At 36.1% G+C, this 1469-nt stretch carries 2 protein-coding genes; both read right to left on the reverse strand.

The features are described 5' to 3' along the window. Positions 1-112 precede the first annotated feature (112 nt). Entirely contained in the window at positions 113-664 is a 552-nt protein-coding gene (locus FC66_RS07785) for a tyrosine-type recombinase/integrase (RefSeq protein WP_003680030.1), read from the reverse strand. A 292-nt stretch (positions 665-956) separates the two neighbouring features. Next, positions 957-1469: HAD-IC family P-type ATPase (locus FC66_RS07790; RefSeq protein ID WP_157052019.1), on the reverse strand; the 513-nt coding region annotated here is incomplete at its 5' end.

Raw genomic sequence — 1469 nt, forward strand, 5'->3', positions numbered from 1 at the left:
AGATTTAAAACTTTGCAACAGAACCAAGATATCTATGCTATCTTAGATACTTTTTTCGTGAATTTATCTAGATATCAAAAAACAATGAATTCTTGAAAATATTGTCTTAAAGTTAGAAACCTAAACGGAAGTTCAACAATGTCTCACTGATTTCATCTTCATTGATCCCGATATAGCGTTTGGTGATTTTTTCGCTGCTGTGACCGAATATTTCCATGAGTGTAGCCACGTCTTTGGTTTTCTTGTAATAGTGGTAACCAAATGTCTTGCGCAGCGTGTGCGTGCCAATATCGTCCCGATCTAATAATGCGGCGACCTTTTGAAACATCTGATAGACCGTATTGACTTCTAAATGACCGCCTTTAGTACTGGGAAACAAATAATCTTCTGGCTTCAGGTCTTTCGTGTAGTCCTGGATCAACTCCTGCAGGCTGCTTAAATATAAAATGCGTGTTTTTCCGGTTTTTTGCTCCACAATACGTGGGTTTTTCGAGGAAATCACGTCTTTTTTCTTTAATTTCACGATATCAGACATGCGTAAACCGCTATTAATGCCGATCAAAAACAAGAAAACGTCGCGTTCGGCGTTTTTGTTGCGTCTTAAACAGAATAAAAAGTCGTTGATTTCTTGCTGCGTTCGTAATGGTTGTACATTATAACTCATTGAAATGGTCTCTCCTCTCACAAAAAAGATACATGATTTCATTCATTATACCACGAAATCGTGTATTGGACACCGGTATAAAAAAAGAACCCTATAGATATAGGATTCTCGATACACGATTTTATATAATTTCATGTGTCTTGTATTCAAGTCACGCCACAAGAGTATGGTTGACATATCATTTTGACTTTGAACATCTAGATAAATATAAATAAATAATAGAGATAAAAAATGTAGTGTAATCCTTAATTATCTCTATTACTCGATTAATTTGAAGGTGTGCAATCATTCTTTAGACTGCCCTTAGCAATCGAAGTCCATTCAAAATAACAACCAATGTACTTCCTTCATGAATAATGACACTGATGGCAATATCCGTTAAGCCCAAGAAACTAACGACAATTAAAAAAGCAACAACGGCCATTGAAAAAATAATATTCTGCCAAATAACACGGTTCATTTTCGAAGAAATATTATGAGATTGTACCAATTTTGATAAATTGTTTTGCATTAAAACTAAATCAGATACCTCTACTGCCACATCAGTCCCATCTCCCATAGCGATTCCCACATCTGCATTAACAAGAGCAGGAGCATCATTTACACCGTCTCCAACCATGGCGGTCACACCGTATTTTTCTTTTTGTTCGTCTATTATTCTGGATTTGTCTTCCGGCATGACATTTGCAATCACTTCATCTATTCCCAATTGTTTAGCAACCGCTTTTCCCGTCATTTCTGAGTCACCAGTAATTAATGTGGTGTGTATACCTTGTTTGGTTCTGTTGCAAAGTTTTAAATAAAG

It is taken from the genome of Dellaglioa algida DSM 15638, assembly GCF_001434695.1.
GTDB lineage: Bacteria > Bacillota > Bacilli > Lactobacillales > Lactobacillaceae > Dellaglioa > Dellaglioa algida.